This is a genomic window from Necropsobacter massiliensis (assembly GCF_000827595.2).
Lineage (GTDB): Bacteria > Pseudomonadota > Gammaproteobacteria > Enterobacterales > Pasteurellaceae > Necropsobacter > Necropsobacter massiliensis.
This window is the reverse complement of the sequence record NZ_LN776178.1, coordinates 60,327-87,025: the sequence shown is the minus strand read 5'-3', so window position 1 is coordinate 87,025 and position 26,699 is coordinate 60,327. Positions and strand designations below refer to the sequence as shown.

Sequence of the window (26,699 nt, the reverse complement as noted above, 5' to 3'; positions counted from 1 at the left end):
AACTAACTCACAATCCAACTCTAATAAACATTATTTTCAATTATGCACTTAACAGAACTTAAAAATACGCCGGTGTCCGATTTAGTGGCGCTGGGCGAAGAAAAAATGGGTCTGGAAAATCTGGCCCGCTTACGCAAACAAGATATTGTCTTTGCTATTTTGAAACAACATGCTAAAAGCGGTGAAGATATTTTCGGAGGCGGTGTGCTGGAAATTCTGCCGGACGGTTTCGGCTTTTTGCGTTCGGCAGACAGTTCCTATTTAGCCGGACCGGACGATATTTATGTGTCGCCAAGCCAAATCCGTCGTTTTAACCTACAAACGGGGGATAAAATTGAGGGTAAAATTCGCCCGCCGAAAGAAGGCGAACGCTATTTCGCTCTCCTCAAGGTCGATCAGGTCAATGACGACAAACCCGAAGTTTCCCGCAGTAAAATCCTTTTTGAAAACTTAACTCCGCTACATGCCAATTCGCGTTTAAGAATGGAACGCGGCAACGGTTCCACCGAAGATTTAACCGCCCGTATTTTGGATCTCGCCTCACCTATCGGTAAAGGTCAGCGCGGTCTGATTGTGGCGCCGCCAAAAGCGGGGAAAACCATGTTGCTGCAAAACATCGCACAGAGTATCACGCATAACTATCCGGAATGCGAACTGATCGTGCTGCTGATTGACGAACGCCCGGAAGAGGTTACGGAAATGCAGCGTTCGGTAAAAGGCGAAGTGATTGCCTCCACTTTCGACGAACCGGCGGCGCGCCATGTTCAGGTGGCGGAAATGGTTATTGAAAAAGCCAAACGCTCGGTCGAGCACAAAAAAGACGTTGTGATCCTGCTCGACAGTATTACGCGTCTGGCACGTGCCTATAATACGGTTACCCCGGCTTCCGGTAAAATTTTATCCGGTGGTGTGGACGCCAACGCCCTACATCGTCCGAAACGTTTCTTCGGTGCGGCGCGTAATGTGGAAGAAGGCGGCAGCCTAACCATTATCGCCACCGCGTTGGTGGATACCGGCTCAAAAATGGATGAAGTGATTTTTGAAGAATTTAAGGGAACCGGGAATATGGAATTGCATCTTTCGCGCAAAATTGCGGAAAAACGCGTCTTCCCTGCCATTGACTTTAACCGCTCCGGTACCCGTAAAGAAGACTTGCTTACCACCGCTGACGAATTACAGAAAATGTGGATCCTACGCAAGATTCTTAATCCTATGGGTGAAGTGGAAGCTATGGAATTCTTGATTGATAAACTGATGGTGGCAAAAACCAACGAAGAATTCTTCGAAATAATGAAACGTTCATAATCCGTTCAAATGCCCTGATAAACATCAGGGCATTCATTATGTTATTCAATATTACAGCCAGAAACTGCTTTCTTCTTCACCTTTCACCACTTCTGAGAACAGTTCGTCTAATCTAGCGGCAGATTCTTCCAGATTTCGCTGCAAGTTCAAATGCCATGCGTCATCTTCCTGCACCCCTTCCTGTGCACGTTTTGTCAAGCGTTCCACTTCAATCGGATGAGAACCGCCGACTCCGACATAACTGTTGATCATCCGATTCGGATCAAGCAGACTGAAAAACGCCTCTTCCGTCAGCCCCAACTCAGACTCAACGCCATTCATTTCCTGTGAAACCAGTTTAAAAATTCGCACAGCTTCAGTAAAAGGCAGTTCTGCCGGTTTTAAACGGTGTTCACGTCCGTAGTTTACCAAACGGGAAGAAAACTCATGGGTGACTTTAAACGGAATACCCAATTTTCGCTGCAACGCACCGGCAAGCTCACTGGTAACGGAATAATCGGCGTTGACCTGCTCCAGCGCGGCTGCTTTATCGACCCGAATACCGCCCAACACGGCATTTAATTCATTCAGCATTCTGCATGCGCGTTCCAGGGTTTCGGCGGCATTTTCGCGTTTATAATCGGTTAACCCCGAATTGACATTATGTGCCGCCATGATCGCCTTCACAGCATCGCCGATAACTTCACTGGCAAGCAAACGGGTGCGGTTTAACGCCACTGGATTTCGCTTTTGTGGCATTAAAGTACTCGGACTTTTCAGTGCCTCATCATCAAGTAACAGCCAAGGTCGCACATGATGAAACTGTATATGCAGATCCTGCACCAGCGTACCGACGGATAACGCCAGCAATATTGGCAGCTTCCGCCCCGACATCAATCACTGCCAATTGCGCCGCATCGAACGCATTTTCCACAATGCCGTGAAATCCCAACAGCTCCGCCAACAGAATTCGATCAACAGAAAAACTGGACGTCGCCAACGCCGCCGAGCCTAACGGCGATTTATTTAGGCGCGGAAAAAATTCTTTTAACCGTTTTGCTGAACGGGCAATCGTCGCCTCATAGCCAAGTAAAAGATGCGCCAAGGTTACAGGTTGCGCCTGCACGCCGTTGGTGTAAGAAGGCACCACCGTGTCAATATTGCGTTCAGCAAGTTTAAGCAATAATTTTCTTGTCTTTAAGGACAGAAAATACACATAAATAAACCGATCACGAAGAAACAGACGGTGCAAGGTTGCCAATATATCCTGACGACTTCTGCCCACATGGATCATCGAACCGATATGCCCGACTCGTTTCAGTAACATCGGTTGAATATCAATATAATCCGTCGGGCGCAGCTCGCTTTCCGTCAGTTCGGCAATTGCCTGTGCGATGTCTTTGGCGGCGCTCTCGTCGATAAATCCCTGCTTCAACGCCGCAACGGTCGAGGCTTTATCCATTCGATTTATCCAATAAAACGCATCATGTTTAAACATAACTCTTCTCCTTCTGTTTTCTCCAACCAATCAATGCCAAGATACAACTGAGTAAGATCATAATCATCAACAAATACACGCATTCCGCCCAGCCGAAAAGATAATAAACCTTACCCGGAATAATGCCGCCCAGACAGCCGCCCAAATAATACGAGAATAAATACACGCCGACCGACGTCGCCCGCGCATAAGTGCTATTTTTCGCAATAAACGACGTGCCGCACGCCTGACCGAAAAACACCGAGACACAAGACAGCGTTAAGCCAGTAATCACCAGCGAGAGCGTATCGGATAAGGTCAGATAGAGTCCGCACAAACCTAACGCACCGGACAATAAAAACGCATAAACATAGCCAAACCGATTGATCATCATCGCTGTCATCGGCGTAAGCAACGACGGAATTAAAAACACCACAAAAATCAAACCGACTTGTATGGAACTTAAATAAAACGGCGCGCTGGCAAGATACAGGCTGCCGAACGTAAACGAACCGACCTGTTGAAACAATAAAGAAAAGGCGATAACACAGCTGATCAGCATTTTGTAGTCGGTCAGAATCTGTTTCAGATCCGTCACAAAATGGCTTGTTTTTCCCGTATATTGCTGTTTTTCCTGCGGTAAATATTTTATTGTCAACCAGAAAGTTAATAATAAAAACAACGTCAGCGTAATAAAGGTCAGCTTCCATTCATGAAAAAAATCCACCGTAATCCCCGCCAACAAACGCCCGGAAAATCCGCCGAATGCTGTGCCGGCGATATACAGACTATTGAATCGTACCGCTTCGCGTTTTTCCCACTGCTCGGCAATATACGACACCGTGTTGGAAAAAATAAACGGAATACATATTCCCTGTATAAAGCGGAAAAACAGCAAAGAAAGGAAATTCCAAGACAGCACGGAAAGCAATGTGGTCAGGCATAAGGCACCGACAGCAATAATAATCGTTTTTCGCCGCCCGAACGCGCCCGACAACATACCGGAAAACGGCGCAAACAGTGCCACGCCTAAGGTCGTCGCACTAATGGTTAACGCCGCACTCTCCACCCCGACGCCACCCCAATCGGCGATATTTTGCAAAATTGGCTGGGTCGAATACAAACACACCAGCGCACAGGCACCCAACAAAAAAATCGTAAGGTAACATTGATATGGTCTGAGCATAAATTTTCTCTATTTAATAGGCTAAAATTGCATCGTTTTTCTGAATAAAATATATCATTGCTGACTAGTCGATATAGTTCAATCAAAAATATAACATTTTTTTAACAATTCTATCAGAGCATAAGGTGAAAAGATGTGATCGATCTAACAGATAAACAAAAAATACAGTGGAAATCTCCCCTAACCCCTCTTTAAAAAAGAGGGGGATTCGGAACAATTGCTACAGCTAATTAAGTTGCTCTTATTAACTCAAAGTGCAGTAAAAATAACCGCACTTTGGGTATCAACCACAGAGAAATGAAACTAAACCTCACGCCCCCTCTTTAGCAAAGAAGGGCTGGGGGAGATTGTACAAAAAGTGAGATAAAAATAACCGCACTCTGGGCTATCAAGCACTGAGAAGTGAAACTAAACCTTACGCCCCCCTCTTTAGCAAAGAGGGGCTGGGGGAGATTGTACAAAAAGTGCGGTAAAAATAACCGCACTTTGGGCTATCAAGCACTGAGAAGTGAAACTAAACCTCACGCCCCCTTCTTTAGCAAAGAGGGGCTGGGGGAGATTTGGTAGAAGTCATTTACCTGAATATCAGTTAAAAACTGAACAAATCAGCGAATGACAATCTGTGCTACGATATAACCGACGATACAAGCGGTGGTAACACCGATTAAGCCGGGAACCATAAAACTGTGGTTAAAATAATATTTACCGATTTTGGTGGTGCCGGTTACGTCGAAGTTGACGGTAGCAATATCCGACGGATAGTTAGGAATAAAGAAATAGGCGTAAGTTGCCGGGATTAAACCCACCAATAACGGCGCCGGTAGTCCCAAACTAATCCCGACCGGTAGCATCATAACTGCGGTTGCCACTTGGCTGTTAATCACGACCGATACAGCAAACAATGCAAATGCAAATGTCCAAGGATAGTTTTCTACCATTGAGGTTACGGCGGCTTTAAATTCTGGCATAGCATATTGGAAATACGTATCGCTCATCCAAGCAATACCGAATATGGCTATCGCCGCCACCATGCCGGATTTAAACACCACGCCATTCGGTACAGTCTGAGGATTAGTTTTGGTGGCGAGTAAAATAACTCCGCCGAAACACAACATCATCATCTGAATCACCAACGACATAGAAATCGGTTTAGCATTACCGATAGTACGAATTTCCGGGAACATGGCGATAAAGACCACAGTCAACAAGGAAAGCAGGAAAAGATAAACGGAAATTTTAGCAGAACGCGGCAGTTCATCGTTTAAAGCGGTAGTTGTGGTGTTTAAAATACGTTCACGCCATACCGGGTCTTGCAAACGGCGTTGATATTCCGGATCATCTTCCAGTTCTTTACCGCGACGCAAGCTATACAGAGACAATGCCAGAGTGCCGAGGAATGTTGCCGGTATGGTGACGGAGATAATATTTAACAGAGAAATATGTTCATAACCCGGAATTTGTGAAATCTGAGTCAGATAAAACGCAATAGCGGCAGCCAGCGGGCTGGAGGTAATGGCTAATTGCGAGGCAACGGAGGCAGCCGCCATCGGGCGTTCGGGACGGATTTTATTTTTCAGCGCCACATCGCCAATAATCGGCATAATGGAATACACGGAATGTCCGGTACCTAGCATAAAAGTCATAATATAGGTTACCAGTGGCCCTAATAATGTGACCCGTTTCGGGTTGCTGCGCAGTATTCTTTCGGCAATTTGCAGCATAAATTTTAGACCGCCGGCAGCCTCAAGCACGGAGGCACAGGTCACCACCGCAAGAATAATCAGCATCACATCAATCGGCGCCTTACCGACCGGCATGCGTAACACAAAAACTTCAATCACCAAACCGATACCGGATACCACCCCCAAACCGATACCGCCGAAACGGCTTCCGATATAAAGCATTAACAGCAGAAATAAAAATTCCAAATAAAGCATAGACAATCCTCAAAAAGAGTTAGAAGTAAAAACAAAAATTATGATACTTTATTTAGAAATTAGCACAATCGTTTCAACAGGAAATCGGCAAGTTTCTGATGAAAAGCTAATTTAAATCAATTTTTAATCGGAAATAAGAAAGTGCGGTCGTTTTTAGGCGAGAATCAGACAAAAGACAAAATTAAAGCGGTGATTTCACCGCCTTAATACTGATTACTGGTTGTTCTGAACGTAATCAATTGCTGATTGAACGGTAGTAATTTTTTCAGCTTCTTCATCAGGGATTTCAATATCGAATTCTTCTTCCAAAGCCATTACCAATTCAACGGTATCTAAAGAGTCTGCACCCAAATCTTCTACAAAAGAAGCTTCAGGTTTTACATCTTCCTCTTTAACACCTAATTGCTCAACAATGATTTTTTTTACGCGTTCTTCAATGCTCATCTTGCTTTTCCTATTATAGTTAGCCATAAAATAATGGTTTTATAGTGTATGTATTTTTGGCGAAGTTGCAACCTGTTTTTGCAAGGTCAAACCACAAACGGAGACAATTCAAACACATACCATAAAGTGAGTTACGTTACTCTGCTAACGCAACAGGCAACGTAATCCGATTACATCGCTGGGCAAATTTTAACATTATCACTCTGCTTTGGCTATGACTTTGTCGCATAATTCCCCTAACAGGTTAGGGATATAACCTATACGGAACCCAGCGCCTTAAACAGATTCCGTTTGCTCAAATCCGGCGTTTGCTGCTTTACCGGCAAAGACAACATCATCTGCAAACAGTCCTGCGCCAGACGAATCGCCTGCGCTGGCATCAGAGATTTATCCAGCGGCGACAACAGCGAACAGGTCAAATACTGCGTAACGGCATCCAAATGACCGACGGTAAAAACCAGATCTTTATAGGGCAAACGCAGCACCCGCTTTTCACCGACAACCCGATGTTGCCAATATTGTTCAGGCCCCGGCAAAATCACCGCACTTAGCATCCAAGGCGTTAACACCGTGCCCAACCACTGCCCTTCGAATAATACGAAATTCGGGCAAAAACAGGGAATATCTTCACGAAAAAACGGCAAATCGCGCATCTGCGGAACAACAGCCTGCATAGATTGCCGTAATAACGCACAAGGATCTTGACTAAATCCCATGCAAGATAAATCAAGTGCGGTGTCTTTTGCGCCAGTTTGCATAATTGCTGATTTCCTTTATTGATAATGCGTTTGAAAGCCGTATTGCTGTAACTGGTCAACCACGCAGCGACAAACCTGTGGCAAGACTGCGCGCAAGCTGTCGCTTAGTCCGATCTGCGCCGCCAGACTTTGCGGTTGAACGCCGATTAAGCACAGATGCCGCGGGAATTCTTCGGTTAATTGCAATGCCGATAACACATCGCAAAGACCAAGCTGGTGCGGTGAAATTTTACGCGCAAAGAAAACCGGCACTTGTTCATCATGCAATACAATAATCTCACCGGCAGACTTGCCCGCCAACACGGCATCCACCACAATAATATGGTCGCGCTTTGCCATCACATCCAGCAGTTCCATTCCGCAAGTGCCGCCGTCAACCAGATCAAAGTGCGGTGCAAAATACGGATCTTTTTCCAACGCCTGCACCGTGTAAACACCGATGCCTTCATCGCCCAACAAAATATTGCCGATACCTAAAATTAACGGTTTCATTATAAAATTTTCACCTGTGTGACTGCGCCGTTTTCCAGATTCACCACATGCACCGCACAAGACATGCACGGGTCGAACGAATGAATGGTGCGCACCACTTCCAGCGGTTTGCTCGGATCCGCTATCGGCGTGCCGATAATGGAGAGCTCATAAGGTCCCATTTCGTCATGCTGGTTGCGCGGACCGGAATTCCACGTAGACGGCACTACCGCCTGATAATTGGCGATTTTGCCGTCTTTAATCACCACCCAGTGCGACAACATACCGCGCGGCACTTCGCCGAAACCGACACCCTTAAATTCGCCCTGTGGCGGAATCTCCGCTTTCAGATATGCCACAGTATCGCCTTTGCCGATATTTTCCACCAGCTTATGCCATTGCTCGCTCAAAATATCGTTCAACACGCAGCAATGGGTAGTACGCCCGATAATCCGTCCCAGCGTTGAATGTAGGTCATCGGTTTGCATATTCTGCCCGCTAAGTGCGGTGTAAATTTCTTTAATTTCGGTAAAATGCTTCAGCGTGCGTTGCTCCTTCGCCGCCAATCCGCACATCAGATAAGCCAACGGACCGACTTCGACCACTTTGTCATAAAATGTCGGCGCCTTCACCCAAGAATATTTGCCGTCATCCTGCCAGCCGGTATAATTCGGTCGGGTCAAGCCCGCCCATGGCGCCAGTGCCTCGTCATCCTCATACCAAGCATGTTTGCCGCTTTCTTTAATGCCCTGAATCACATAATCGTCTTTGTGATTTTTAATCGGACGGAAAGCGGATAAATCGCCGTTTTCAATATAACCGCCGTACAGCTCAAAGACCGTATTTTTCTCATCAATCGGATATTCCGGCACGGACAGATAATTGCGCGATGTGCCACCCAGCGCCAACCATTCCGGATAAAATGCCGCAATCACCGCGGTATCCACTTTATATACTTGATTGACAAAATCGTTCAGCTTGTCGATACAGGCTTTGACAAACATCAGTCGTTCCAGATTCAGTACCGCCTGCGAATCAAGATTAATCGGATTAGCAACCCCGCCGATGGCCAAATTCTGAATATGCGGTGATTTACCGCCAAGCAGCGCCACTACGCGATTGGCGTCACGCTGACATTCTAGCGCCTGCAAATAATGCGCCACGGCGATTAAATTTACTTCCGGCGGTAGCTTCATTGCCGCATGCCCGAAATAACCGTTGGCAAAAATACCGAGCTGTCCACTGTCTACCAGCGCGCGAATTTTTTTCTGTACGTTACGGAACTCATTGGCGCTGTTTAACGACCAGCTGGAAATATCCTTCAGCATGGCGGCGGCTTTTTCCGGATCGGCATTCAGCGCAGCGGTAATATCCACCCAGTCCATCGCAGAAAGCTGATAAAAATGCACAATATGATCATGCATGCTGTGCGCCGCCAGAATCATATTACGAATATACTGTGCATTAACCGGCACTTTCGCACCGATGGCATCTTCTACCGCCCGCACGCTAATAATGGCGTGCACGGTGGTACAAACGCCGCAAATCCGCTGCATAATCATCCACGCATCACGCGGGTCGCTGCCTTTTACAATATTTTCCATTCCCCGCCACATGGTGCCGGATGACCACGCGTTAGTGACTTTGCCGTCTTCAATTTCACAATCAATACGCAAATGTCCTTCAATGCGCGTAATCGGGTCGATTGTGATGCGTTTTTTTTCTGTCATGCTTTTTCTCCACTAAATTTTTCACTGCGCGCGGCTTTTTCGGCAATAATATGCTGCGATTCTTCGCTGGACGCTTCTTTCAAGACCGGCAATACCGGGAACAGGCGGATAATCAAAATATACGCGCAAATTTCAATCGAGACGAAACCAATTGAAATCAACAACTCTTCCGCCGACGGAAAATATCGGTAACCATTGCCCGGGTTATACATAATCAACGAATAATTCATCCGCCACAACGCGGCGCCGAGCAGCATGCTTAACGCTGACACGAATAGCCAGCGACCGTCGGAACGTTTTTCCCCGAGAAACAAAGTCAACAACGGCAATACCATCAACCAGACTTCCAGCCAGAACATCCATGCCTCGAATTTATCCAGTTTATCGAGACCGAACACATAATGTAGCTTATTGTTATAAATCAGTTCGCCGAAACGACAGAGCAGGAAAAGCGCGATTAAGCCCGCAGTAACCTTAATCAGCTGCGTGAACAGTTGACGCTCATCCGGCGTTTTACCCGCCAATCCGGCTTTAACCAACGAGCCTTCAAAAATCACAATGGAAAATCCCATAATAAAGGCGGTGAATAATGAAAAAATCGGTAACATTTCATAACTTTGCCACACCGGATGAATTTTCTGTCCGGCAACAATCATCAGCGATCCCATTGAAGACTGGTGCATCATCGGCAACAGCGCGCCGAGGGCAATCACGAAAAACATAATTTTATTGAGTTTTTCAAATAATTTTTTAAAGCCGAAATAGCCCAACCAGACCGGCGCGAACTCAAGAGTGACGACAAAAATGTAGATGGTCATGCACACTGCGGTTTCAAACAATACCGAATTGGTATTGAACTGACCGGGCAGGAAAAAATACGGCAAGTGCCAGTAGCGCCCCATATCAATGGTAATCGACAACCCACCGAGGGAATAACCGAACAGGCTTGCCAGTAGCGCCGGGCGCACCAGCGGATGATATTTTCCTTTGTTGAACACATAAACCGTCCATGCCAGCGCCCAGCCGCCGCAAGCAAAGCCGGTGCCGACCAACAGATCAAAGGCAATCCATAAACCCCAAGGATAGCCGCCGTTTAAAGCGGTGACCGAGCCAATACCGAAAAACAGGCGCTTGACGATCAGTAATATGCAGATCACCGCCAACGGAGCAAAAAACAAAATAGGCGTAGAAATTAATTTTCCGCCCACCGGACGTATCTTACCCATGATGTTTTTCCTCCTCTTTATCCAGCTCTTCCTGCATTTGCTGACGGGCGATTTTCATTTCGCGCAATTTGGCTTCAATTTTATCGCGGTGCATATTACGGAAAGTCATTGCGGTCAATCCCGCCAAGGCGACCAACGGCAACGCCATGCCGCGGTAGAGAAAATGCTGTAAATGCGCCGCACGGGTTCCTGTCGAATGTTCGTCAAGAACCGGTAATCCGAGGTTTTCCTGCGGTACGCCGCTTAAAACCAGCACCTGCGTGCCGCCGGCTTCCTGTTCGCCGTAAATATGTTGATAATAACGCGGCACTGTCGCGCGGTAGCGATCTTGGCTGTCAACCCGTTGGCGCGGATAATCATAATCCGTACCGCGTAATAACCCCAGCCGGTGTTTAGCTTCTTGCAGTAAATCCTGACGACGACCGAAAATCACCGCACCGGTCGGACAAACATGGCAGCAGCCCGGCAGTTCGCCTTTATCAATACGGGAAACGCCTTTCTGATTGCATAATTCGCATTTACTGATTTCGCCAATCGGATTGTCATAATCGTATTTCGGCACATCAAACGGGCAGGCTATCATGCAGTAACGGCAGCCGGTACAAATATCCGGATCATAGCCTACAATGCCGGTGTCGGGATCTTTCGTCAACGCCTGCACCGGACAAACAGTCACACAGTTGGGATCCACACAGTGCATACATTGTTTTTTGATATAGGCATAACCGTTTTCGCTTTGATCTTTATTGTTGCCCTCACCATCGGACCACACCTGAATAATATTTCGCGTAAACGGTGATAATTTATCATTATTCGACCATGTCTGTTCGCCCGCCGGGTTCAGTGCGGTGCGGTTGATCTGCTGGCATTCCGCCACACAAGCCTGACAGCCGACACAGAGCGTGGAATCGTACAGCATACCCAGCGCCTCAGGGGCCGCCTCCCGCACCTCCGAAGCCGCACTGACTTCGCCCACAGGCAGCGCGGATACCGCACCGCCCAGCAGCCCGGCTTTGATGAATTGACGTCTATCCATGATGATTGTCCCGTGTCATTATTTATCCGAGTGAATGTCTGTTGCCGCCGGTGTATCCTTTGCTCTATTCGCTTTACGCTGGCTGGTCAGTTCGCGCAGCGTTTCCACCGTCACCCCTGCCAATACCGCTGCCGCCCCGCCCAGCAAGCCGATTGCAGTCAGCGACGCACCGCTGCCTTCCGTGTTATTCACATCGGGTTTATCTACCCGCGGCGTTGGGTTTTCAACCGATGCCAACTGGAAAATACCTTTGGTAAAGCCGACCCCTTTTTCATTACAGCCATAGCAAGGATGACCGATTCCCACCGGCCAGTTATTGCCGCCCACATCGCAAAATTCCAAGGTCGAACAGTTACCGTAGGTTTCCGGTCCTTTACAGCCGAGGTGATACAAACACCAACCGTGTCGATGACCGTAATCGCCGTATTCGCGCGCAAAACGCCCTGCATCAAAGTGCGGTCGACGATAACAGTTTTCATGAATTAAACGATCATAGGCAAACAGCGGACGGTTCTGTTTGTCCATTGCCGGTAAGGTTTTATAGGTAATAATATGGGCGACCGTAGCCAGAAAATTATGCGGATTCGGCGGACAACCCGGAATATTAATAACCTGGGCGCCCGGCAAAACCTCCGCCAAACTGACCGCACCGGTAGGATTGCCGCCGCTTGACGGCACCCCGCCCCAGGCTGCGCAAGAACCAATAGCGATAATCGCCGCGGCATCTTTCGCCGCCATTTTGATATGTTCGACAATCGGCTTGCCCGCCACCATACAATACACGCCGCCGTCTTTCAGCGGAATGGAACCGTCTACCACCAAAACATATTTGCCTTTATATCGATGGATCGCATTATGTTTGTTTTCTTCCGCCTGCTCACCAAACGCCGCGGATAACACTTCATGATATTCCAGCGAGATCACATCCAACACTAAATTTTCCAGCGTCGGATGAGTTGCCCGCAGCAAGGATTCAGTACAACCGGTGCATTCCTGCGCGCCAATCCAGATAACCGGTGGTCGCTGCGGATCGGTCAGCGCCGCGCCGATTTCCGCGCCCGCTTTTGCACTCAGCCCCATGGTCGCTGCCATCGCGGTGCATAATTTCATAAAATCACGACGGCTTACATCGTTAAGTGAGAACAGTCCGTCCAATGTTTTGTTCATAGTGCGCTCCATATTCACCCATAATTTATATGGCTATTTTGATTGTGGCATATTACTCTTGTTTGGCAGGAAATAAATTGATCTTCATCATAAACAACAATATATTTACAAAATACTTACAAATAGGTAGATTTGTTAACAAATTTGAGAATTGTTCTCATTAATAAATAAAAGATAAAGAAAACACAGAAGAAAGCGGAAAAAGGGAAAAGGCAACGAAAAGAAAAAGCAATATACCGACCACCAAACTCGGCGACGTAAAAGTGCGGTGTAAAAACCCACAAAATCGCCACACGACGATAAAATACCATAAAAAAAGCGGGATAACTCCCGCTTAAACACACATAATCAATTCGCCGTTTGCAGACGTTATTCCATATACAGCCCGCCATTTACATGCAGCGTCGTGCCGGTAATATAGGCGGCGTCATCCGATGCCAAAAAGACAACGGCGTTAGCAATATCTTTAGGCGAGCCCAAACGTCCGGCGGGTACATTGGCTAAAATACCGGCTTTTTGTTCTTCGCTTAGCACTTCCGTCATATCTGTCGCAATAAAACCGGGCGCCACCACATTCACCGTAATGCCACGCGCCGCCACTTCTTTTGCCAGCGCTTTACTGAAACCGACCAAGCCGGCTTTCGCCGCACAATAGTTGGTTTGTCCCGGATTGCCCATCGAACCGACCACGGAACCGATTGTGATAATGCGTCCGCAGCGTTTTTTCATCATGCTGCGCAGCATGGCTTTTGACAGACGATACACCGAGGTCAGATTGGTCTGCAAAATATCCAGCCATTCCTCGTCTTTCATGCGCATTAACAGATTATCGCGGGTAATGCCGGCATTATTCACCAAAATATCAATATCGCCGAACTCTGCTTTGATCTGCGCCAGTACTTCATCAATGGACGCCTGCTCCGCCACATTTAATACCAGCCCTTTGCCTTTGTCGGCTAAATAAGCGCTGATGCTTGCGGCACCGTTTTCCGAGGTTGCGGTGCCGATAACAAACGCGCCCTTCGCCGCCAGTTGTTCTGCAATGGCACGCCCGATACCGCGGGTCGCACCTGTCACTAATGCAATTTTTCCCTGCATTGAAATTCTCCTTTATACTAGTCGGTAATTTTTTATGCTAATAATTCCTGTGCGCCGGTCAGTGATTTCACATCATTCACGGCAAGCGCCTGTAATGTTTTTACGATACGCGGAGTTAAACCGGTCAACACTTTGTTTGGACCGATTTCGATCAACACTTCAATGCCGCTTTGTGCCATTTTTTCCACCGTTTCCGTCCAGCGCACCGGGCTGTAAAGCTGACGCACAAGTGCGGTGCGAATTGCCTGAGTTTCGCTTTCGGTTTTCACATCCACATTGTTAATCACCGGCATTGTCGGCGCTTTAACCGCAATGCTTTCCAGCGACACCGCCAGCTGATCTGCTGCCGGTTTCATCAAGGCGCAATGAGAAGGCACGCTGACCGCCAACGGCAGCGCACGTTTCGCTCCGGCGGCTTTACAGGCTGCGGCGGCACGCTCCACTGCCGCTTTCGCACCGGCGATCACCACTTGCCCCGGCGAGTTGAAGTTCACCGCGGACACCACTTCACCTTGTTCTGCATCTTTACAAGCGTTAATGATACTTTCATTATCTAGACCGATAATCGCATACATTGCGCCACTGCCTTCCGGCACGGCCTGCTGCATTAATTTGCCGCGCAGCTCCACTAATTTTACCGCATCCTGAAAATCCATCGCGCCGGCACAAACCAAGGCGGAATATTCGCCCAAGCTATGCCCGGCCATCAACGCCGGTGTTAAGTGCGGGTATTTTTCCTGCCAAACCCGGAAAATCGCCACCGATGCGGTCAAAAGCGCCGGTTGGGTTTGCCAAGTTTTATTCAGCGCTTCAGCCGGCCCTTGCTGCACAAGCTGCCATAAGTCATAACCGAGTGCTTCTGACGCCTGTTGAAAGGTTTTTTCCACGATCGGAAATTCGGCTGCCAGCTCCGCCAGCATGCCGACGCTCTGTGAGCCTTGTCCCGGAAAAACCATTGCGAATTTTTTCATTGTCATTTCCTTTATTTCTATTATTTTCCGAGCATTATGCAACGTTCGGTATCATCATTCATTAGTTTGGTTGAGAACAAAAGTGCGGTCTTTTTTACCGCACTTTTTTGCCTGTCGGCGATTGTAACAGATCGATTAAAATCTCACTAACGCCGAACCCCAAGTCCAACCACCGCCGAACGCTTCCAGCAGCAATAATTGCCCGCGCCGGATTCGCCCGTCACGCACCGCTTCATCCAGTGCAATCGGTACGCTGGCGGCACTGGTGTTGCCGTGGCGGTCCAGCGTCACTACCACTTGCGACATTGGCATATCCAGTTTTTTCGCGGTGGCGGCAATAATACGCAGATTAGCTTGATGCGGCACCAGCCAGTCGATGTCGCCTTTTGCCAGATGATTTGCCAACAGGGTTTCTTCCACAATCTGTGACAGTTCACGCACGGCAACCTTAAAGGTGTCATTACCTTGCATCTGAATAAAGCCCGATTGCGCCTCTCCGCGCCGTGGATAAGTTAAGCTCAGCATATTTTTGGTATCCGGCGAAGAATGCAGATGTGTGGAAATAATCCCCGCTTGCTCGGCGGCTTCCAATATTACCGCACCGGCGCCGTCACCGAATAACACCACTGTGCTGCGATCCGTTTCATCCAGATTGCGGGAATTCAGATCCGCACCAATAACCAGCGCTTTTTTCACCCGTCCCGTGCGAATAAACTGATCGGCAACGCTCAAGGCATACACAAAACCGGTGCAAGCGGCCGCCAGATCAAAAGCGATCGCGTCCGCAATATTCAGCATGCCCTGAATCTGACAGGCAGCGCTCGGATAGCCGTGGCTGTTGCTGGTCGTCGCAACCAGAATCAAATCGATATCATCTGCTGCAATACCTGCCGCAGCAAGACAATTTTTGGCAGCGACAAACCCCATGCTGGCGACGGTTTCGTCTGGCGCCGCAATGCGACGCTCTTTGATCCCGGAACGGGTTGTGATCCATTCGTCTGAAGTATCCACCATTTTTTCCAGATCGGCATTGGTTCTGATCTGTGCCGGTAAATAACTCCCGGAGGCTAAAATTCTACTATACATAACAATCTCGGATTATTTTATAAACTCTGGTTATTAATATTTTTCTAAGCCGGCTAAAATTTTTGCCGGAATCCGGTGACGCACCTGTAATGCGGCATCGGCGATTGCATAAGCGAAACCGTCGATATTGGCGCCGCCGTGGCTTTTCACCACCACGGAAGTCAATCCCAGCAGAGAGGCGCCGTTATATTGATCCGGGTTAATCTGTTGTAAACGCTGATAACTGCCTTTTAAAAAGAGTTTTTTCATCAGCCAAGTAAAAACCGGTTTTAACATACTATTGCTTTTATTTAAGGCGGCATTGCCCTTAAATAAAGCAATAACATTTTTTGCCGCACCTTCCAGCGTTTTTAATGCCACATTGCCGACAAACCCGTCATGCACAATCACATCCGCTTTGCCGTTAAGCAGTAAATCCCCTTCAATAAAGCCGATATAATTTATGCTGGTGTTGCGGCTTAACATATCGGCGGCATCACGTATTGATTTATATCCCTTGATTTCTTCAATACCAATATTCAGTAAAGCAACCCGCGGAAATACCAGCCCCAGACTGTTTTCGGCAAAGATCGAGCCCATCACAGCAAATTGATACAGATTTTCCGCACTGCATTCGATATTAGCCCCCAAATCCAGCATTACACTGCGTTCACCGGTCATGGTGGGGATCACAGAAATCAGCGCCGGACGCTCGATCCCCGCTAACGGTTGCAGGATAATTTTTGACAGCCCCATCAACGCCGCGGTATTGCCCGCGCTGACACAGCCCTGCGCCTCACCTTTTTGCACCGCTTCAATCGCCAGTCGCATAGAGGTTCCCTTGCTGTGACGCAACGCATACGCAAGCCCTTGCGTGTTTTCGATCTCGCGCGCGCAATGACAAAGGGTAAGGCGTTGTCGCAGATTTTCGGGTACGTGTTTAAGTAAAGGAGTGATCTGTCGGCTGTCACCGAACAATAATAAAGAGAGCATTGGGTCTTTTTCCAACGCTTTCAGTGATGCGGGGATAGTAATACGGGGACCAATGTCCCCGCCCATCGCATCTAACGCTAGGGTTAGACGACTCAAGTGATTACCTTTAAGTAACGGATTACTTATTGATCACTTTACGACCGCGATAGTAACCGTCAGCAGTTACGTGGTGACGCAAGTGAGTTTCACCGCTTGCTTTATCAACGGATAATGCTGCGGTAGTTAAGGCATCATGTGAACGGCGCATATCACGACGTGAACGAGATTTTTTATTTTGTTGAACAGCCATTGGCTATACTCCTGAATTTACTTTTTCTTTAAACTAGCTAATACAGCGAACGGGTTCGGTTTGTTTGCCAATTCCTCAGGCAATGCGCCAAAAACCTGTTCAGCCACGGACACTTCACAGTGTTCAGATGAATGCATCGGTACAATCGGAAGACTCAACATCAATTCATCCTCCACTGCACCGATTAAATCTATTTCCCCGAATTCATTAAACTCAATCGGTTCATAAATTTCCGGTAATTCATCGGCCTGATCCGAATTAGCCACGGGGCTATAACAGAAATCACAGCTCAGTGTTTGTACAAAAGGCTTACCGCAACGCTGACATTCCAATTCGACTTCAGCCGTCGCCCGACCTTTCATCACCACTAATTTTTGCGGATCAATGAAAAACGATAATGTAACCTGTGCATCGCTGAGCACTTTACTTACCGATTCCGTAAGACGTGCAAGTTGGGCGGCGGCATAATAACCGTCATAATCCAATCTACGCTGCGCATCTTTTATCGGATCAGTAGTTAGGGGTAGTTTTACCTTTTGCATAGGGCGTGAATATTACCTTTTGATCGTCGATTAGTCAAAGGAAATTATCATTTTTTACGCGCAAACCCCGGCGGATAGTCGACCATACGGATTTGGTCTGCCGGATTTAGTCACTTACGCTGAAAAAAAATAAAATACCGACCGCACTTTAGGTTTTATTTTACCTCAGTCACAAATTCATTTTTTGCGCCTTTACAGCTTAAAGATTTTGCTTTATTAATAGAATGCAAACCTTATTTTTGTCACTTAAAAAGGAAAACAAACATGGCAAACACAACCCCAAAAACCTTTCTTCACCTCGCACTCAGCGCCGCTTTCGGCGCCCTAGTCAGCCAAAGCGTAAACGCAGCCGAAATTCCGGCCGGAACCGAATTGGCAGAACAACAGGTTCTGCGCATCAATAATGGTTCCGATCCGGCGTCTTTGGATCCGAATAAAATCGACGGTTCGCCCGAAGGCATGATCGCCCGCCAATTGTTTGAAACACTGGTCATCTCCGATGAAAACGGTCATATTCTGCCGGGCGCGGCGGAAAAATGGGAACACAGCCCGGATTTTAAAATCTGGACATTCCATTTACGCCAAGACGGCAAATGGTCAAACGGTGATCCAGTTACGGCAGATGATTTCGTCTTTTCTTTCCGCCGCTTAGCCGATCCCAAAACCGCCTCGCCATATTCCAGCTACCTGAACTACTTGAAACTGCTCAATGCCGCTGACGTCGCCGAAGGCAAAAAACCCGCCGCCGAGTTAGGTGTGAAGGCGCTTGATGCACACACCTTGGAATTAACCCTCTCTGAAGGCGTGCCTTATGCAGATAAACTGGTTGAACACTATGTATTGGCGCCGGTAAACCGAAAAGTCGTGGAACAATTCGGCGATAAATGGACGGACGTTAACAATATCGTGGGTAACGGTGCGTTCAAACTGACTAACTGGATTATCAACGAAAAACTGGAAATGGTGCCGAATCCTCATTACTGGAATCATGCCAAAACCGCCCTGACTCAGCTCACGTTCTATCCAATCGTATCATCAAACACCGACGTATCGCGCTATCGTGCCGGCGATTTAGACATCACCAATCATGAGCTGCCGGTCGAACTGTTTGCCAAACTAAAAGCAGAACAACCAAACGAAGTTTACACGCCGCCGGTGCTCTGTACTTATCAATATGAAATCAATCAGACTAAAGCGCCGTTTACCGATGTACGGGTAAGGAAAGCGCTTTCCATGGCGGTGGATCGCGATATTATTACCGATAAAGTCACCGCACAAGGGCAGGTGCCCGCCTATAGCTTCACACCGCCTTACATTAACGGCGGTGAAAAAAACACCCCCCGCCGCAATGGGCGAAATTATCACAAGCCGAGCGCAACCAACAGGCTGTCGAATTGCTGAAAGAAGCAGGCTTTGATAAAACCAATCCGCTGAATCTGAGCCTGTTATACAACACCTCGGATAATCACAAAAAAATCGCCATCGCCGTAGCCTCGCTGTGGAAGAAAAACTTAGCCGGCGTAGTCAACGTGAAGCTGGAAAATCAGGAATGGAAAACCTATTTGGATTCACGCCGTCAAGGCAATTATGACATTGCCCGTGCAGGCTGGTGCGCCGATTATAATGAAGCCACCACGTTCTTAAACTATTATCTGTCCACCAGCAGCAACAATACCGCATTCTACAAAAGTCAGACCTATGACGATTTACTCGCCTCGTCATACCGGCAGGAAAGCGATGAAAAACGCGCGGAAATTTATGCCGCACTTGAACGGCAATTGGATCAGGACACTGCATTAATTCCGCTCTATTACTACGTTGCACCGCGTATGGTAAAACCTTACGTGAAAGGCTTTGCGGTCGGTCATCCGAGCGAAACCTATTATTTAAAAGACGTATATATTGTTAAGCCGTAAGGCTGAATGTGATTTCAGTGCGGTCAAAGCAAAACCGTGATAAAACCGACCGCACTTTTTTTATTTTTTTGCGCTTTTGTTGTTTGGATTGACGATTACTATGTTGAAATTAATTCTCCGCCGTCTGCTGCAAGCGATTCCGACGCTGTTTATTCTAATCACTATTTCGTTTTTTATGATGCGTTTGGCACCGGGCAGCCCGTTTACTGGCGAAAAAAACTACCCGCCCGAAGTCATTGCCAATATCGAGGCGAAATACCATTTAAACGAACCGCTGTATAAGCAATATCTGATTTACCTCAAGAATCTGGCACACGGTGATTTCGGGCCGTCTTTTAAATACAAAGATTATACGGTAAACCAGTTAGTCGCCGCCGCCTTTCCGGTTTCGCTGAAACTGGGCGTATCTGCCTTTATCGTGGCGCTGATATTGGGGATCAGCGCCGGCACCGTTGCCGCGTTAAAGCAAAATAAATGGTTGGATTATCTGATTATGGCGTTCGCCATGACCGGCGTGGTCATTCCTAGCTTTGTAGTGGCGCCACTGCTAATTTTATTGTTCTCCATTACGTTGAAATGGTTGCCTTCGGGCGGTTGGGAAGGTGGCGCAGCGCAATTTATGCTGATGCCGATGTGCGCCTTATGTTTGTCTTATATCGCCAGTATCGCGCGCATTACCCGCGGTTCGATGATCGAAGTGCTGCATTCCAACTTTATCCGCACCGCCAAAGCCAAAGGTCTGCCGATGCGCCAAATCCTGCTGAAACATGCATTACGTCCTGCGCTATTGCCGGTTATTTCCTATATGGGACCGGCATTCGTGGGCATTATTACAGGCTCCATGGTGATTGAAAGCATTTTCGGTTTACCGGGCATCGGGCAGCTGTTCGTCAACGGTGCGCTGAACCGAGATTATTCTTTGGTGCTCAGCCTCACCATTTTGGTCGGCGCGCTTACTATTATTTTTAACGCGATAGTCGATATTCTATATGCGGTGATTGATCCGAAAATCCGTTATTAACCGCTCCGTAAGCAAATTAAAGGAATGATTATGTTAACCAAATCCAAAGACAGCGCATTGTTGGAAAAGCTCACGACACAGCCACAAGCCATTGAAGGGCGCAGCCTGTGGCAGGATGCGCGCCGTCGTTTTCTGCACAACAAAGCTGCACTCACCAGCCTGTGCGTGCTGTTTGTTATCGGGCTATTTGTGATTTTTGCTCCGCTGCTGATGCCCTATCCCTACGATGAACTGGATTTCAGCGCCATTGCTATCGCGCCAGAATGGGAAAGCATGCACTACTTCGGGACCGATTCTTCCGGTCGCGATTTATTGGTACGCGTGGCTATCGGCGGGCGCATTTCGCTGCTGGTCGGCATTGCCGGGGCGTTAATCGCGGTATTGGTCGGCACCCTTTACGGCGCCACCTCGGGTTATATCGGCGGTAAAACGGATACCGTGATGATGCGTTTTCTGGAAATTCTGAACTCCTTTCCTTTTATGTTTTTCGTTATCCTGCTGGTGACCTTTTTCGGGCGCAATATTTTCTTAATTTTTGTGGCGATCGGCATGGTGTCTTGGCTGGATATGGCAAGAATCGTGCGCGGGCAAACCCTGAGTTTGAAACAAAAAGAATTTATTGAGGCTGCCGTCGTATGCGGCGTATCTGCACGCCAAATCGTCTGGCGGCATATCGTACCCAATGTCTTGGGCGTTGTGGTGGTATATGCCTCGTTGCTGGTTCCCGGCATGATTTTATTCGAATCTTTTTTAAGTTTTCTTGGCTTAGGCACTCAAGAACCGTTAAGCAGCTGGGGCGGCTTGCTAAACGACGGCGCAAAATCGATGGAAGCTGCGCCTTGGCTGTTGGTTTTTCCGGCACTCTTTTTAGTCATTACCCTGTTTTGTTTTAACTTTATCGGCGACGGATTACGCGACGCGCTTGATCCGAAAGAGCGCTGATCAAACGCCGTTGGAGTGAATTATGACCACATCACCTTTATTATTAGACGTGCAGGATTTACGCGTCACTTTTCAAACCCCTGACGGCGAAGTCACGGCGGTCAACAATTTAACCTTTTCCCTTAAAGCGGGCGAAACGCTGGGTATCGTGGGCGAATCCGGCTCGGGCAAATCGCAGACCGCTTTCGCGTTAATGGGCTTATTGGCGGATAACGGACGAATCGGCGGTTCGGCAACCTTTAACGGACAGGAAATTCTCAACCTGCCTGAGGCACAACTGAATCGTCTGCGCGCGGAACAAATTGCCATGATCTTTCAAGATCCGATGACCTCCCTGAACCCTTATATGAAAATCGGCGCACAGCTGATGGAAGTGTTGATTCTACATAAGGGCATGGATCACAAAACCGCCTTTGAGGAATCGGTGCGCATGCTGGATGCGGTGAAAATGCCCGAAGCGCGCAAACGCATGACGATGTATCCGCATGAGTTTTCCGGTGGAATGCGCCAGCGCGTAATGATCGCCATGGCGCTGCTCTGCCGCCCCAAATTACTGATTGCCGACGAACCGACTACTGCGTTGGATGTCACCGTGCAGGCACAGATTATGACCTTACTGAACGAACTGAAACGTGAATTTAACACCGCCATTATTATGATCACCCATGATCTCGGCGTGGTCGCCAGCATTTGCGACAACGTGTTGGTCATGTATGCCGGTCGCACCATGGAATACGGCAGCGCAGAACAGATTTTTTATACCCCCACTCACCCTTATTCAATCGGCTTAATTGGCGCTGTGCCGCGAGTGGATAACCAAGCGGACAGTTTAATCACCATCCCCGGCAATCCGCCGAATTTACTGCATTTGCCCGACGGTTGTCCGTTTCAGCCTCGTTGCACCTATGCCTCGGAACAATGTCGTAAAGCACCAAACTTAGTGCGCCTGCCCGATCAACGGCTACGCGCTTGTTTTATTCCCGCCGAACAATTACTCCGAGGTCATGCCGTATGAACACCGAACAACACGCCATTTTGGAAGTCAACGAATTAAGCGTTCACTTCAGCATCAAGCCCAATAAATCCGCATGGTTTGCTAAACCGCAAACCTTAACGGCGGTCAACAACGTGTCATTTAAACTGTATCAAGGCGAAACGCTGGGCGTAGTCGGCGAATCGGGTTGCGGCAAATCTACACTGGCGCGTGCGATTATCGGCTTGGTGAAAAGCAGCGCCGGCAATATTCTCTGGCTGGGCAACGATCTCACTCGGCAATCGGAAAAAGACTGGAAAAAAGTGCGCAGCGATATTCAGATGATCTTTCAAGACCCGCTCGCCTCGCTCAATCCGCGCATGACTATCGGCAGTATTATTGCCGAACCGTTACACATTTATCAGCCCCACCTCAGCCATGCGCAGGTAAAAGAAAAAGTGCGCGCAATGATGATGAAAGTCGGTTTATTGCCGAATCTGATTAACCGTTATCCGCACGAATTTTCCGGCGGACAATGTCAACGCATCGGCATTGCGCGGGCGTTGATTGTCGAACCGAAACTCATTATCTGTGATGAACCGGTCTCTGCCTTAGACGTTTCAATTCAAGCGCAAGTGGTAAATTTGCTGAAATCCCTACAACGTGAAATGGGACTATCCCTGATTTTCATCGCTCATGATCTCGCCGTCGTCAAGCATATTTCCGATCGTGTGCTGGTGATGTATCTGGGTAATGCGGTGGAACTGGGCGATTATCAGCAGGTTTATCACCACACTCGGCACCCTTACACCAAAGCATTAATGTCGGCGGTGCCGATTCCCGATCCAAAATTGGAACGCGACAAACAGATTCAACTGCTTGAAGGTGAACTGCCGTCGCCAATTAATCCGCCGTCAGGCTGCGTGTTTCGCACCCGTTGTCCGCTGGCGGATCAGCATTGCATTGCCGAAAAACCGCGGCTAAAAGGGCAAAACAATCATTTCGTTGCCTGTTTTAAAGCCGATTAAAAAAGCCGCGCCCAAAAGTGCGGTCGATTTTTTAACAGTTTTTAACAGACCATTTCCCCACTGTTTCAAATATGCAATCAAACTGGCGGCGGGACGGATAACGCTGCCAAAAACACCGGGGATTGCAAGCTAATGCTCGCATCTGCCGTCGGATACCACAGCAAGGCGTACGGCTTGTCGTTGCACAAGTGAAATAAGTTGTTATAATCCCAACTCAAATTTCATTGAGGGACTATTTATGTACAACGCTGAAAACAAACGACCGAACTATTGGCAGCGCGTTAAAATCGCCTTTCAATATGTCATGCCGCAACTGTATTTAACCCGCTTGGCAGGCTGGTTTGCGAAACAAGAATGGGGCGCGCTGACACATTTTGTGATTAAACTTTTCGCCAAAAAATATCATGTCGACATGGCGGAAGCGGCAAAAACCAAATTTACCGATTATGCCAGTTTTAACGAATTTTTTATCCGCCCGCTGGCAGACGATGCGCGTAAAATCGATCAAAATCCGACCGCACTTTGCCTGCCCGCCGACGGGCGTATCAGCCAGCTTGGGCATATTGATGATAATCTGCTGTTGCAAGCTAAAGGTCATTATTTTCGGCTGGAAGATTTACTGGCAGGAGATCAGGAATTGGTCGAGACCTTTAAAAACGGCGCATTCGTCACCACATATCTGTCACCGCGCGACTATCACCGCGTGCATATACCTTGCGACGCCACATTGCGCAAGATGATTTATGTGCCGGGAGATTTATTTTCGGTCAATCCGTTTTTAGCGCAGCACGTGCCTAATTTGTTCGCTCGCAACGAACGGGTGATCTGCCTGTTTGATACCGCTTTCGGCAGTATGGTACAGATTCTGGTCGGCGCCACCATTACCGCCAGCATCAGTACCGCCTGGGCGGGCGTGATTAATCCGCCGCGCGCAGACGAAGTAAAAACGTGGACTTATAGCGGCGACAATGCGCTCAGTTTGCGCAAAGGGCAGGAAATGGGCGCGTTCCAGCTGGGTTCAACAGTAATCAATCTGTTCCAGCGCGATCAAGTCGTGCTGGCGGACAATTTGGACGTTGATGTGCCGGTACGCGTGGGCGAAGTGTTGGCGTATAAAAAATAACATTCAATCAACAAGGAAAAACAATGACAAAACAATTTTTTGAACAGGTAACATTAGACGATGTGTCAGCCAAAGGCAGCTACGGTATCGGATTACAAATCGGTCAGCAACTGACGGAAAGCAAACTTGCCGTCAAAGCCGAAGCGGTCGCCAAAGGTATTTATGATTCACTGAACAACAATGCGCCGGCGCTGGATCTCAACGAAGTCAGCCAAGCATTGCAGCGATTGCAACAACAGGCAGCGGAAGCCGCACAAGCGGAATTCAAACAGGTTGAAGAAGCTGGCAAGCAATTCCTTGCAGAAAATGCGAAAAAAGACGGCGTGAACATCACCGACAGTGGTTTGCAATATGAAGTGCTGACCGAAGGTAAAGGTGCGGTGCCAAGCCGGCAAGATCAGGTACGCGTACATTACACCGGCACATTAATCGACGGCACGGTATTTGACAGTTCGGTTAAACGCGGTCAACCGGCAGAATTTCCGGTCAGCGGCGTTATCGCCGGTTGGGTCGAAGCATTACAATTAATGCCCGTCGGCTCTAAATGGCGTTTAGCCATTCCACACCACTTAGCCTATGGCGAACGCGGTGCAGGCGCCTCAATCCCGCCGTTCAGCACGTTAATCTTTGAAGTGGAATTGCTGGATATTCTATAAACCGAATCCAACTGACCAAAAAGCAGCCTCGCGCTGCTTTTTTCGTTTTTGGCTTTCCAAATTATGCCATCTGCCGATGCGGCGGTGTTTTATTAACCGGCGCTCAAATCCTCCGCTCAGCATGCACCGTGCAACGCCAATAAGTGCGGTGAGATTTGCAACAATATCCTAGAATACAATCATATCGTCGCGATGAACTGCAACCGAGCCGTATTCGTAGCCGAGAATCCGTTCTATTTCCTGCGATTTCCGCCCCTTGATCAAGGATAACGCATCGCTGTTATAACGCGGCATGCCCAGTGCCATATCCTGACCGCTACGGCTGCGGATCTTCACCACTTCACCGCGGGAAAAACGCCCTTCCACCGCGACAATGCCCGCCGGCAATAAGGATTTGTGCTGATCCAGCACCGCACTTTTGGCGCCCTCATCAATAATCACCACGCCTGCCGCCGGCGCGGCAAACAGCCATTGTTTACGACTCTCCAGCCGATCGGTCTGAGCACAGAAACGCGTGCCGACAGCTTTGCCGTGAGCCAAATCCGTAATCACATTCGGTCGATTGCCCGGCGCGATGATGGTTTCCACGCCGGAGCGCGTCGCCACATCGGCGGCGGTAATTTTAGTCAACATACCGCCGGTTCCTAAATTCGTTCCGCTGCCGCCGGCAATCGAGCGAATATGTGGGGTGATTTTGTCCACCAGCGGAATCAATTTCGCCTGCGGATTACTGCGCGGGTCGCTGTCGAACAATCCTTGCTGATCGGTCAGCAAATACAGCTGCTCCGCTTGCGCCAAAATTGCCACTAGCGCCGACAGATTATCATTGTCGCCGACTTTAATTTCCGCCGTCGCCACCGCGTCGTTTTCATTAATCACCGGAATAATACGGTTATCCAGCAACGCGTGCAGGGTGTCGCGGGCGTTTAAAAACCGTTCGCGATCCTCAATGTCTGCACGGGTCAACAGAATCTGTCCGATATGAATATCATAAATGGCGAATAATTGTTGCCAAGTTTGAATCAGCTGGCTTTGCCCCACGGCGGCAAGCAACTGTTTTGAGGCGATGGTCGGCGGCAGCGACGGATGATTCAGATAATCCCGCCCCGCTGCCATGGCGCCTGAAGTTACAATAATCACGCGAAAGCCGGTCTGATGTAGCTGCGTAATCTGGCGTACGATTTCCATCATATGTGGGCGGTTCAGTTTCGGCGTTCCTTGCGTTAAGGTGCTGGTGCCGAATTTCACGACGATAGTTTTGCGGCTGTGTGTATTTTCCATAATGCGATTACCTGTTAATTGTAATTCGCCATAAATTAGCATTAAACCGTTAAAAAATCATCTGATTTCCACCGCACGTTGCCCA

General features: G+C 48.3%; 25 protein-coding genes and 1 pseudogene. 8 read left to right on the top strand and 18 right to left on the bottom strand.

The annotated features are described in order from the left end of the window. Window positions 1-42: 42 nt before the first annotated feature. Complete coding sequence (gene rho, locus BN3349_RS00455) at window positions 43-1,305, top strand: transcription termination factor Rho (RefSeq protein WP_032108337.1); 1,263 nt, start codon at window positions 43-45, stop codon at window positions 1,303-1,305. 51 nt (window positions 1,306-1,356) lie between these two features. On the opposite strand, the gene BN3349_RS00450 is transcribed toward rho, so the two are convergent. The 17 genes from BN3349_RS00450 to yceD form a co-directional block, all read right to left on the bottom strand. Then, on the bottom strand, window positions 1,357-2,178 hold the full coding sequence (locus BN3349_RS00450; protein ID WP_082024861.1) for a lyase family protein: 822 nt from the start codon (window positions 2,176-2,178) through the stop codon (window positions 1,357-1,359). Beyond that, window positions 2,075-2,782: a lyase family protein gene (locus tag BN3349_RS00445; RefSeq protein ID WP_048736607.1), complete on the bottom strand. Its 708-nt coding sequence runs from the start codon at window positions 2,780-2,782 to the stop codon at window positions 2,075-2,077. Before BN3349_RS00445 ends, BN3349_RS00450 begins: the two co-directional genes overlap by 104 nt. Beyond that, entirely contained in the window at window positions 2,775-3,947 is a 1,173-nt protein-coding gene (locus tag BN3349_RS00440; protein WP_040975356.1) for an MFS transporter, read from the bottom strand. Before BN3349_RS00440 ends, BN3349_RS00445 begins: the two co-directional genes overlap by 8 nt. Before the next feature lie 605 nt (window positions 3,948-4,552). Further along, on the bottom strand, window positions 4,553-5,884 hold the full coding sequence (locus tag BN3349_RS00435) for an anaerobic C4-dicarboxylate transporter (protein ID WP_040975355.1): 1,332 nt from the start codon (window positions 5,882-5,884) through the stop codon (window positions 4,553-4,555). Between the two features lie 213 nt (window positions 5,885-6,097). Beyond that, the gene (gene acpP, locus BN3349_RS00430; protein ID WP_005544465.1) at window positions 6,098-6,328 is read right to left on the bottom strand and encodes an acyl carrier protein; all 231 of its coding nucleotides are present in this window, start codon (window positions 6,326-6,328) and stop codon (window positions 6,098-6,100) included. 257 nt (window positions 6,329-6,585) lie between these two features. Further along, a complete protein-coding gene (gene hybE, locus BN3349_RS00425) occupies window positions 6,586-7,086 on the bottom strand; it encodes a hydrogenase-2 assembly chaperone (protein ID WP_082024860.1) in 501 nt (166 codons plus the stop codon). A 15-nt stretch (window positions 7,087-7,101) separates the two neighbouring features. Beyond that, the gene (locus BN3349_RS00420; RefSeq protein WP_040975354.1) at window positions 7,102-7,578 is read right to left on the bottom strand and encodes a HyaD/HybD family hydrogenase maturation endopeptidase; all 477 of its coding nucleotides are present in this window, start codon (window positions 7,576-7,578) and stop codon (window positions 7,102-7,104) included. Continuing rightward, window positions 7,578-9,287 (bottom strand): hydrogenase 2 large subunit, encoded by a 1,710-nt coding sequence (hybC, locus tag BN3349_RS00415; protein ID WP_040975353.1) that lies wholly within the window; start codon window positions 9,285-9,287, stop codon window positions 7,578-7,580. Before hybC ends, BN3349_RS00420 begins: the two co-directional genes overlap by 1 nt. After that, complete coding sequence (hybB, locus tag BN3349_RS00410; RefSeq protein ID WP_040975352.1) at window positions 9,284-10,513, bottom strand: Ni/Fe-hydrogenase cytochrome b subunit; 1,230 nt, start codon at window positions 10,511-10,513, stop codon at window positions 9,284-9,286. Before hybB ends, hybC begins: the two co-directional genes overlap by 4 nt. After that, window positions 10,506-11,549, bottom strand: coding sequence for a hydrogenase 2 operon protein HybA (hybA, locus tag BN3349_RS00405; RefSeq protein ID WP_040975351.1), 1,044 nt, complete (start codon window positions 11,547-11,549; stop codon window positions 10,506-10,508). The genes hybB and hybA overlap by 8 nt, the downstream gene beginning before the upstream one ends. Before the next feature lie 18 nt (window positions 11,550-11,567). After that, window positions 11,568-12,716, bottom strand: a complete 1,149-nt coding sequence (gene hybO / locus BN3349_RS00400) for a hydrogenase 2 small subunit (RefSeq protein WP_370738126.1) — start codon at window positions 12,714-12,716, stop codon at window positions 11,568-11,570. 369 nt (window positions 12,717-13,085) lie between these two features. Further along, on the bottom strand, window positions 13,086-13,814 hold the full coding sequence (gene fabG, locus BN3349_RS00395) for a 3-oxoacyl-ACP reductase FabG (RefSeq protein WP_040975349.1): 729 nt from the start codon (window positions 13,812-13,814) through the stop codon (window positions 13,086-13,088). A gap of 32 nt (window positions 13,815-13,846) precedes the next feature. Then, entirely contained in the window at window positions 13,847-14,785 is a 939-nt protein-coding gene (gene fabD / locus BN3349_RS00390) for an ACP S-malonyltransferase (RefSeq protein ID WP_040975348.1), read from the bottom strand. A gap of 135 nt (window positions 14,786-14,920) precedes the next feature. Next, window positions 14,921-15,871, bottom strand: coding sequence for a beta-ketoacyl-ACP synthase III (locus tag BN3349_RS00385; protein ID WP_040975347.1), 951 nt, complete (start codon window positions 15,869-15,871; stop codon window positions 14,921-14,923). 33 nt (window positions 15,872-15,904) lie between these two features. Then, window positions 15,905-16,939, bottom strand: coding sequence for a phosphate acyltransferase PlsX (gene plsX / locus BN3349_RS00380; RefSeq protein ID WP_040975346.1), 1,035 nt, complete (start codon window positions 16,937-16,939; stop codon window positions 15,905-15,907). Window positions 16,940-16,961: 22 nt separating this feature from the next. Beyond that, entirely contained in the window at window positions 16,962-17,132 is a 171-nt protein-coding gene (gene rpmF, locus BN3349_RS00375) for a 50S ribosomal protein L32 (RefSeq protein ID WP_032108325.1), read from the bottom strand. Between the two features lie 17 nt (window positions 17,133-17,149). Next, window positions 17,150-17,674 carry a 23S rRNA accumulation protein YceD gene (gene yceD / locus BN3349_RS00370; protein ID WP_040975345.1) on the bottom strand — a complete coding sequence of 175 codons (525 nt, stop codon included), beginning with the start codon at window positions 17,672-17,674 and terminating at the stop codon, window positions 17,150-17,152. Window positions 17,675-17,938: 264 nt separating this feature from the next. Here yceD and BN3349_RS00365 point away from each other — a divergent pair. From BN3349_RS00365 to bamJ, 7 genes and pseudogenes are all read left to right on the top strand, one after another. Then, a pseudogene (locus tag BN3349_RS00365) lies at window positions 17,939-19,590 on the top strand (ABC transporter substrate-binding protein). A 100-nt stretch (window positions 19,591-19,690) separates the two neighbouring features. After that, complete coding sequence (oppB, locus tag BN3349_RS00360) at window positions 19,691-20,611, top strand: oligopeptide ABC transporter permease OppB (protein ID WP_040975344.1); 921 nt, start codon at window positions 19,691-19,693, stop codon at window positions 20,609-20,611. A gap of 30 nt (window positions 20,612-20,641) precedes the next feature. Further along, on the top strand, window positions 20,642-21,553 hold the full coding sequence (gene oppC / locus BN3349_RS00355) for an oligopeptide ABC transporter permease OppC (protein WP_040975343.1): 912 nt from the start codon (window positions 20,642-20,644) through the stop codon (window positions 21,551-21,553). Window positions 21,554-21,575: 22 nt separating this feature from the next. Next, window positions 21,576-22,568, top strand: coding sequence for an ABC transporter ATP-binding protein (locus BN3349_RS00350; RefSeq protein ID WP_040975342.1), 993 nt, complete (start codon window positions 21,576-21,578; stop codon window positions 22,566-22,568). Next, window positions 22,565-23,554, top strand: a complete 990-nt coding sequence (gene oppF, locus BN3349_RS00345; protein WP_040975341.1) for a murein tripeptide/oligopeptide ABC transporter ATP binding protein OppF — start codon at window positions 22,565-22,567, stop codon at window positions 23,552-23,554. The genes BN3349_RS00350 and oppF overlap by 4 nt, the downstream gene beginning before the upstream one ends. Before the next feature lie 238 nt (window positions 23,555-23,792). Continuing rightward, the gene (asd, locus tag BN3349_RS00340; RefSeq protein WP_040975340.1) at window positions 23,793-24,677 is read left to right on the top strand and encodes an archaetidylserine decarboxylase; all 885 of its coding nucleotides are present in this window, start codon (window positions 23,793-23,795) and stop codon (window positions 24,675-24,677) included. 23 nt (window positions 24,678-24,700) lie between these two features. Next, window positions 24,701-25,333 carry a BamJ family beta-barrel-assembly machinery protein gene (gene bamJ / locus BN3349_RS00335; protein WP_040975339.1) on the top strand — a complete coding sequence of 211 codons (633 nt, stop codon included), beginning with the start codon at window positions 24,701-24,703 and terminating at the stop codon, window positions 25,331-25,333. A 168-nt stretch (window positions 25,334-25,501) separates the two neighbouring features. Here the strand turns inward: bamJ and proB are convergent, their stop codons facing one another. Then, a complete protein-coding gene (gene proB, locus BN3349_RS00330; RefSeq protein ID WP_040975615.1) occupies window positions 25,502-26,614 on the bottom strand; it encodes a glutamate 5-kinase in 1,113 nt (370 codons plus the stop codon). Window positions 26,615-26,699: the final 85 nt, after the last annotated feature.

Bases quoted from the DNA above. Each gene is read 5' to 3' on its own strand.
- rho (WP_032108337.1), top strand. From the start codon at position 43: ATGCACTTAACAGAACTTAAAAATACGCCGGTGTCCGATTTAGTGGCG.
- BN3349_RS00450 (WP_082024861.1), bottom strand. From the start codon at position 2,178: ATGTCGGGGCGGAAGCTGCCAATATTGCTGGCGTTATCCGTCGGTACG.
- BN3349_RS00445 (WP_048736607.1), bottom strand. From the start codon at position 2,782: ATGTTTAAACATGATGCGTTTTATTGGATAAATCGAATGGATAAAGCC.
- BN3349_RS00440 (WP_040975356.1), bottom strand. From the start codon at position 3,947: ATGCTCAGACCATATCAATGTTACCTTACGATTTTTTTGTTGGGTGCC.
- BN3349_RS00435 (WP_040975355.1), bottom strand. From the start codon at position 5,884: ATGCTTTATTTGGAATTTTTATTTCTGCTGTTAATGCTTTATATCGGA.
- acpP (WP_005544465.1), bottom strand. From the start codon at position 6,328: ATGAGCATTGAAGAACGCGTAAAAAAAATCATTGTTGAGCAATTAGGT.
- hybE (WP_082024860.1), bottom strand. From the start codon at position 7,086: ATGCAAACTGGCGCAAAAGACACCGCACTTGATTTATCTTGCATGGGA.
- BN3349_RS00420 (WP_040975354.1), bottom strand. From the start codon at position 7,578: ATGAAACCGTTAATTTTAGGTATCGGCAATATTTTGTTGGGCGATGAA.
- hybC (WP_040975353.1), bottom strand. From the start codon at position 9,287: ATGACAGAAAAAAAACGCATCACAATCGACCCGATTACGCGCATTGAA.
- hybB (WP_040975352.1), bottom strand. From the start codon at position 10,513: ATGGGTAAGATACGTCCGGTGGGCGGAAAATTAATTTCTACGCCTATT.
- hybA (WP_040975351.1), bottom strand. From the start codon at position 11,549: ATGGATAGACGTCAATTCATCAAAGCCGGGCTGCTGGGCGGTGCGGTA.
- hybO (WP_370738126.1), bottom strand. From the start codon at position 12,716: ATGAACAAAACATTGGACGGACTGTTCTCACTTAACGATGTAAGCCGT.
- fabG (WP_040975349.1), bottom strand. From the start codon at position 13,814: ATGCAGGGAAAAATTGCATTAGTGACAGGTGCGACCCGCGGTATCGGG.
- fabD (WP_040975348.1), bottom strand. From the start codon at position 14,785: ATGAAAAAATTCGCAATGGTTTTTCCGGGACAAGGCTCACAGAGCGTC.
- BN3349_RS00385 (WP_040975347.1), bottom strand. From the start codon at position 15,871: ATGTATAGTAGAATTTTAGCCTCCGGGAGTTATTTACCGGCACAGATC.
- rpmF (WP_032108325.1), bottom strand. From the start codon at position 17,132: ATGGCTGTTCAACAAAATAAAAAATCTCGTTCACGTCGTGATATGCGC.
- yceD (WP_040975345.1), bottom strand. From the start codon at position 17,674: ATGCAAAAGGTAAAACTACCCCTAACTACTGATCCGATAAAAGATGCG.
- oppB (WP_040975344.1), top strand. From the start codon at position 19,691: ATGTTGAAATTAATTCTCCGCCGTCTGCTGCAAGCGATTCCGACGCTG.
- oppC (WP_040975343.1), top strand. From the start codon at position 20,642: ATGTTAACCAAATCCAAAGACAGCGCATTGTTGGAAAAGCTCACGACA.
- BN3349_RS00350 (WP_040975342.1), top strand. From the start codon at position 21,576: ATGACCACATCACCTTTATTATTAGACGTGCAGGATTTACGCGTCACT.
- oppF (WP_040975341.1), top strand. From the start codon at position 22,565: ATGAACACCGAACAACACGCCATTTTGGAAGTCAACGAATTAAGCGTT.
- asd (WP_040975340.1), top strand. From the start codon at position 23,793: ATGTACAACGCTGAAAACAAACGACCGAACTATTGGCAGCGCGTTAAA.
- bamJ (WP_040975339.1), top strand. From the start codon at position 24,701: ATGACAAAACAATTTTTTGAACAGGTAACATTAGACGATGTGTCAGCC.
- proB (WP_040975615.1), bottom strand. From the start codon at position 26,614: ATGGAAAATACACACAGCCGCAAAACTATCGTCGTGAAATTCGGCACC.